At 52.1% G+C, this 6,532-nt stretch carries 9 protein-coding genes and 1 tRNA gene; 3 read left to right on the forward strand and 7 right to left on the reverse strand.

Annotated features, from left to right (window positions below):
• Nucleotides 1–5: 5 nt before the first annotated feature.
• Nucleotides 6–78 (reverse strand) — tRNA-Ala (locus VGA14_RS00005).
• A gap of 92 nt (nt 79–170) precedes the next feature.
• Here VGA14_RS00005 and VGA14_RS00010 point away from each other — a divergent pair.
• Nucleotides 171–1,574, forward strand: coding sequence for a dihydroorotase (locus VGA14_RS00010; protein ID WP_331001682.1), 1,404 nt, complete (start codon nt 171–173; stop codon nt 1,572–1,574).
• A 1-nt stretch (nt 1,575) separates the two neighbouring features.
• Here the strand turns inward: VGA14_RS00010 and VGA14_RS00015 are convergent, their stop codons facing one another.
• From VGA14_RS00015 to VGA14_RS00025, 3 genes are all read right to left on the reverse strand, one after another.
• Entirely contained in the window at nt 1,576–1,944 is a 369-nt protein-coding gene (locus VGA14_RS00015; protein ID WP_331001683.1) for an MscL family protein, read from the reverse strand.
• 138 nt (nt 1,945–2,082) lie between these two features.
• Complete coding sequence (rpiA, locus tag VGA14_RS00020) at nt 2,083–2,769, reverse strand: ribose-5-phosphate isomerase RpiA (protein WP_331001684.1); 687 nt, start codon at nt 2,767–2,769, stop codon at nt 2,083–2,085.
• Nucleotides 2,770–2,800: 31 nt separating this feature from the next.
• Nucleotides 2,801–3,127, reverse strand: a complete 327-nt coding sequence (locus VGA14_RS00025; RefSeq protein ID WP_331001685.1) for a hypothetical protein — start codon at nt 3,125–3,127, stop codon at nt 2,801–2,803.
• A 362-nt stretch (nt 3,128–3,489) separates the two neighbouring features.
• Between VGA14_RS00025 and VGA14_RS00030 the strand changes: the two genes are divergently transcribed.
• Nucleotides 3,490–4,404 carry a transcription initiation factor IIB gene (locus VGA14_RS00030; protein ID WP_331001686.1) on the forward strand — a complete coding sequence of 305 codons (915 nt, stop codon included), beginning with the start codon at nt 3,490–3,492 and terminating at the stop codon, nt 4,402–4,404.
• Here VGA14_RS00030 and VGA14_RS00035 read toward each other — a convergent pair.
• From VGA14_RS00035 to VGA14_RS00045, 3 genes are all read right to left on the reverse strand, one after another.
• Nucleotides 4,394–4,828, reverse strand: a complete 435-nt coding sequence (locus VGA14_RS00035) for a hypothetical protein (RefSeq protein WP_331001687.1) — start codon at nt 4,826–4,828, stop codon at nt 4,394–4,396. The genes VGA14_RS00030 and VGA14_RS00035 overlap by 11 nt on opposite strands.
• A 46-nt stretch (nt 4,829–4,874) precedes the next feature.
• Nucleotides 4,875–5,183: a translation initiation factor gene (locus VGA14_RS00040; RefSeq protein WP_331001688.1), complete on the reverse strand. Its 309-nt coding sequence runs from the start codon at nt 5,181–5,183 to the stop codon at nt 4,875–4,877.
• Between the two features lie 140 nt (nt 5,184–5,323).
• The gene (locus VGA14_RS00045; protein ID WP_331001689.1) at nt 5,324–5,701 is read right to left on the reverse strand and encodes a hypothetical protein; all 378 of its coding nucleotides are present in this window, start codon (nt 5,699–5,701) and stop codon (nt 5,324–5,326) included.
• Between the two features lie 670 nt (nt 5,702–6,371).
• On the opposite strand from VGA14_RS00045, the gene VGA14_RS09610 reads away from it, so the two are divergent.
• Nucleotides 6,372–6,532, forward strand: a 161-nt coding sequence (locus tag VGA14_RS09610) for an Sjogren's syndrome/scleroderma autoantigen 1 family protein (protein WP_414690215.1), incomplete at its 3' end; no start/stop codon positions are given.

Here is a 6,532-nt window from a genome sequence, read left to right on the forward strand (position 1 = left end):
GGAAGTGGACTGGGCGGGATTTGAACCCGCGACCTCTCGCTTGCGAAGCGAGCATTACTACCCCTGAACTACCAGCCCGGCAGAGTTGTCGTTGCTAGCGCCCGAATATAAAACATCAGGAACGATAAGATCATAAGCACATGGCATCCAGTGCTAGAGAGAAGGTCTGGATGGAAAACTCATGCGACGTCTTAATAACAAACGCCCAGGCAGTCATCCCAAATGTGGGCGTGGTAGAGACAAACATCCTGGTAGAAGACGGTAAGATAAAAGCGCTGCAAAAATCGGCCGACAGCGTCCAGGCCTCAAGGAGGATAAACGCTAATGGCAAGTACGTGATGCCGGGCGCAATAGACCCGCACGAGCACTATGGCGTCTACACGCCCATTGAAGAAGCCGCGAGGACAGAGTCGCGCTCTGCTGCGGTCGGCGGCGTCACAACCATGATGCGAATGCTGCGCCTTTATGATAATAGCTACCGCGCAATCGAAAAGCAGCTGCAGGCAAGCAGGGGCAACCACTTTGTAGACTATGCCATACACGCTTCGATACTTAAGCAGGAGCAGGTCGAGGATATCTCATACTTGAAGGGCGTGGGCGTAAACTCGTTCAAGATATACATGAACCTTGGCGCTGACCTGAACCGAATCTACATGGACCTTGACCCAGGCGAACACAAAGTCAAGGAAGGCGAGGTCGACATGGATGACCTGCTGCTTTCGTCCATAGTCGAGGAAGGCGCAAAGGCGCACTCGATTATACTGGCGCACGCGGAAGACCCGGTTGTGTGTGCAGAACACGTCAAGCGTGGCAAAGAAAAGGGCATGACAGGGTTGAAGGCATGGTCTGACTGCCGACCGGCGTCGTCCGAGGTGCAAAGCATTGCAAAAGTTTCAAAGCTTGGCCGCAAGTTCGGCGCCAGCCTCTACTTTGTCCACATTGGCTCAAATGCAGCGATAGACGCAATACTGCAGGAGCGGCAGAAGGGCAAGGCCAACTATTACATCGAGACCTGCCCGCACTACCTCACCCACACCTTTGACTTTGACAGCATAAGAGGCAAGGTGGTCCCGCCCATCCGCTCGAAAAGCGACGTGCAGAGCATGTGGTCGGCTCTCAGGAACGGTGTCATAGACACGGTTGGAACCGATCATGTCGCAAACAGGCTTCAGATGAAGATGGGCGATGGCGACTTGTGGTCGGCGCTTGCGGGGTTCCCGGGCATTGCCACCATGCTACCCGTACTTCTCGATCAAGGTGTCAACAAGGACAGGATAGGGATAGAGCGCGTCGCCGAATTGACGAGCTACAACGCGGCACGCATATTTGGTATGTACCCAAGAAAAGGCACGATGCAGGAGGGGTCAGACGCAGACCTTGTCATTGTCGACATGGACCTCGAGCAAAAGGTGACTCCGGAACTCCTGCAGTCCTACTCTGATTATACAATATACGACGGGTGGAAAATGAAGGGCTGGCCAGTCCTTACAATGGTGCGCGGCAGGGAGGTGATGGAGAATGGGCAGGTCGATGCTAAAGCCATCGGGCATGGACAGTTTGTGGGGCGGCCCTAGCCTACTTGGGCGGCTTGGTCTTGTCCTCCACGTTGAATATTTTGTACCTTGATAGCATCTTATAAGCAATGAACACAATGAGAGCGATGATAATGAAGTCGATGGTGTTTGAGATCAGGTCTCCATAAGCAAACGTCGATGTCGCGCCAGTTGCGCTGTTTGTCACGTTGTAGTGCAGTGCCTTTAGGTCACCGGAAGGCAGCGCCAGACCTACTATGGGATTGATGATGTCGTTGACAAATGCGGTGACAAGCTTGGATGATGCAGCGCCAATTACAAATGCTATCGCAAGGCCGATGACTCCAAACGTCTTTAGAAAACCTATGAACTCGTCCATCATCGACTGCTTTTTCTCAGGCTGTGTGGACATCAATTTTCAGACAGAGGCATGAATGATAAATATACCGATTCGCAAAAGTTCACTGACAGCAATGCTCACGTTTTACTATCAATAGTGTTTTCCTTGTTAGCGCACTTGTACGAAGTGGTATAGTTGGTGGAAGCTTGCTTATGTACCGCTAGGCTTTATTGTCTCAAATGTCCCGTCGGTTTTGGCCTTATAGATAACATCTGCGCGCCTCGTAAATAGTCCGACTTCCATTACGCCGGCGATGCATTTCAGCTCCACTTCCATAACACGCACGTCGGGTATAGACGCAAACGTTGTGTCAAGTATCACGTTGCCATTTTCCGTTATGAACGGGTATCCCTTGTCAAGCGTACGAAGTGCAGGCTTGCCGCCCATGCTAGCCAGTTTTCTAGCAACAGACACCCGGGCCAGCGGGTGCACCTCAACAGGCACACATCTTGAGAACGACTTGACAAACTTGGTCGAGTCGGCGCCGATTACGACGGCCTTGGCAGAGGTTATCAGGATCTTTTCCCGCAAGAGCGCTCCGCCACCACCCTTTATCATGTAATAGTCGGAATCAATCTGGTCCGCGCCGTCAAAGACCACGTCGATGTCTGGGATCTTGCCCTCGTCCCCAAAGCGCAGGCCACTCTTTTCCGCCTCTGCCTTTATCTGCAGTGAAGTGGGGATACACAAAAGCGAGTCCTTGAAGGTGAGGCTTGCCATCTCCCGAACAATTACTGCCGCGGTGCTGCCGCTGCCAAGCCCCACGACCTGGCCTGGCTCTACGAATTTGGCTACGGCCTCGCGGGCAAGTTTGGAGATTGCGTCCTGTAAAGACATGGTAACGGCATACAGGATTTGGTATAAAAAGCTAGAAGCTGCGCGTCTTGCGCAAGTCAAAGCGCGCCGGCCCGTTTATCCCGGGGTTCAGGTACCTGCTTGAAAGGTATTTTGAAATGTCGTTTGCGAGGTCGGCCTTTCTGTTCATCCGAGAAACGCTTTCTGACAGGTCTGTAATGCCCTGTTGCATATCACTATCTCCCAAAATGTCGCAGAACATTCCTGAAGGCGAGCAGACTGCCTGGATGGCTGTCCCTTTCTTGGTCCACTTTAGCATGCCGATGTTGGCGTCGATTGATTTCTCCCACGAAGGGTCGCTTTCCACCAGCCACCTTGGAATACGGTTTTGGTTCTGCATCGCTTTACGCATGTCACGTATGCCATTTATTGTTTTTGCTGGTGATGGAATATATAGCGTGGGTATTTCTTACATTTCAAAGATGGCAAAACGCGACAAGACAAAGACTCATGCCTATAGCGCCCAGAGGTCTGGCAGCAAAAAGTACGCCAAGGTTGAAAGGCGCAAGCGCCACAAGGCAAGATAATCGCGATAATTTTCAGTCTTTTTGCTGGCTGCAGAGATTTCCTGCAGGTTTGGCGCGCTGACTGCGTACGATCTCCATTCGGGGGCTCGAAATTCGGCCTGTCCTAAGCTTTATATAATAGAATAAAACATAAATAGAGGCCTAAAAAGGGAATAGGAATTTTGGTGGATAGGAATTGGTAAAAGATATTTCCGTGTTTGGCGAGCGCTGTCCACGCTGCGGCAAGGGATCGATGGTAACGGACAACTCTAGCGGAGAAATGTTTTGCGGTAACTGCGGATTCGTCGTGAGTGAGAGGATAGAGGAGCTTGGCCCGGAATGGCGCGCTTTTTCAAAAGAGGAGCACGAGGACAGGAGCAGGGCGGGCATCCCTACATCTCTCGCAATGCATGACATGGGCCTTGCGACCATAATCGGTCCGGTTGACAAGGACGCATCAGGCAAGCCGCTCTCTGCTTCGATGAAAAGCACGATAGAGAGACTGAGGACGTGGGACAGCAGGAGCCAAGTGCACGAGCCGGTCGACCGCAATTTCCGCCAAGCTTTCTCTGAGCTTGACAGGCTCAAGGACAAGCTGGCAGTTGGCGACGCGGTGATTGAAAAGGCAGCCTACGTTTACAGGAAGGCGCTTGAGAAGGGCCTTGTGCGCGGGCGCTCGATATCCGCGCTTGTCGCAGCCGCGCTGTACGCTGCGTGCCGCGATACAGAAACTCCAAGGACTCTCAAAGACATCGCAAACGCGAGCAACATCAAGAAAAAGGACGTCGCAAGGTGCTACCGCCTTCTGATCCGCGAGCTTGACCTGAAGATGCCCGTAGTCGATCCGGTCAAGTGTGTCGCAAGGATTGCAAGCAAGGCAGGGCTTTCTGAAAAGACCAAGCGCAAGGCGCTCGAGATCCTGAAAAAGGCCGAAGAGGGCAAGATCTCTGCTGGCAAGGACCCGATGGGTCTGGCAGCAGCCGCACTCTATGTCGCTTGCGTCATGAACGGCGAGAACAAAACCCAGAAGGATGTGGCAGAGGCAGCCGGTGTTACTGAAGTAACAATCAGGAACCGCTACAAGGGCCTAAAGACGCACCTCAAGCTCTGAGGGCGGCCACGAACTTTTTCCTTTCTTGCACGAGATCCTTGAGCGCTTTTAGGGATTCTGAAGGCGCGCTTCTGTTTTTCAATTCAGACTCGATTATGCCAAGGCATGTGACAATGTCACCGTCTATCGAAAGCAGGCTGTCCAGTTTGTCCTGCCTCACGTTCCCGTTCGGAGTCAGGACTTCTGTGTAGCCTTCCGACATTTCCGCCGGCAGCCCCTTGATGGCCTCGTCGCCCTTCAAAAGCTCCAGGATTGCGCGCACCTTTGGCCTCAGGTTGCGGTTGGTAGTCCGTGCAAGCGCCCTCATCTCGACGTAGCTCGACCTGCCAGTGTCGACGCCCTTTTGCACTATGGATGCAATCCTGACAGTCTCGCCTAGGTTGCTTTCCAGCTTGCGTCGTCGCCGGACGTTGTTCCTGCGCACCGTCAAACTTATGCGCCGGCCGGCTTAAATGCCTTGTTGTAAAAATCTACTGGACTTCTATGGCTTCTTCGTTAAACCCAAGCTTGACCAAGTAGTTCTTGACAACATCTCTGTGGTCGCCCTGGAGCATGATGAAGCCGTCCTTTGCGGTGCCGCCGCAGGCAAACGTGCTCTTCAGATCCTTGACGATCTTCTGCATGTCAGACAGCTTGGGGTTTATGCCCTCTATCAGGGTCGTTGTTTTTGAGAACCTTCTCGTTTCGAGGCGGACGACAACTCGGGCTTCCTCCTTGTCGAGTTCTCCGCATGCGCAAAGGTCGTCAGGAAGACCGCATTTTTTGCAGATAACCGCCATCGAGTAACACGATTTTCTCAATTCCTCTTATTAAATCTTTAAGGGGGGCATGACTATGAGATTTTCGGAGGTCGCTCGTCAAATAATCGACATTATCTACATCCAGAATAAGCGCATAAATATTATCATTGAAACTGGAACTAGGTGTCAGCCTTGCTCATGAGCAACTTCCCTTTCACATTTCTTGCGATATGTCCCGTGCGTTTTGCTGCTGCCCTAGCTTTAGTTGAGGCCACAACAGTGCTCATCATCGTCGCAATGGCCTTCTGGACGGCCTTTTCCTCATACATGCCCTCAAGTGAGAAGATAAGGTAGCTTATCCTCGAGAAGATCGCGATTCCGATTTTTATCATGAACAATTTGTGGGTGCCTATTGCCATTGCAACTATCCTGTCAGTCTGCAGACGCTGACCTATGGCTCCTGCGACTATGACCTGGGCCTTCTCGACAACCATCATCAGCCTTACGGATATCATGCTGGATATCATAGCGGCCATTGCAATGACACCTCCGGCCATTATCACCAGCTCTCCTGCCTTTCCATCCTCAGTCTACAGGAGGCACACGATAGGCGATATTGCACACATCTTTTCCTTGGGTTCACAATTTAACCTGGAAAGCTAAATCAAGTAGAGCTTGGCTTGACAATAATGCAGCTAGACCCCTATTATGTGCGTGCTTGGGGAGTCCCATCTCATCTTATAACGCTGAAGGTTCAAGATGGATAACATTGTCCAGGGGAATCGCGCTTGAAAGGACAGTCTTTGCTGGCACGGCGTCTATGTTGCGGCCCAGGGAGGAGGTCACTGGGTTTCCCTGTGGTCACTCAATGGAGCAGGTAGTCGTACCAGCTACACCCGCGCTTTGATAACCTGCAGAAATTATAGGACAGGCAACCAGACCAACCCAAAACTGGGACTTCCGCGTACCCTCTTCGCGGACTCGTCCGGCTGTGGACTCGAAAGTGAAACAGCCGAACGGGTTTATTTTTTCTTCTTAGATGCCACACTTCGTGAGGGTCCTCCCTTATCTCTATGCCGAGAATTGGGTCGTCGTCGGTGTCAGGTATGACCGGCTGCTCATCTTCAATAGCTTCAGTGTGGGGTTCAGGCGTTGTCTGTCTGAGCTCATTTTGTGCCAGGCGCGGCCTTAGAAGAAGATATTTGCAGGCTCGTACAATGTAGTGACATGTCTGCAGAAGACGGTGCTAAGATCAAGAGCGCCGCGTCTATCTTGCTGAAAGGTGGCACGCTTGTAAGTGAGCAATGCGCGAAATGCGGCGGGGTGCAGGTGCGGTTTGGCGGCAAGACAACCTGCATCAACTGCGGTGAGGAAAAGCAAGAAGAAGC

It is taken from the genome of Nitrososphaera sp., from assembly GCF_036397675.1.
Lineage (GTDB): Archaea > Thermoproteota > Nitrososphaeria > Nitrososphaerales > Nitrososphaeraceae > Nitrososphaera.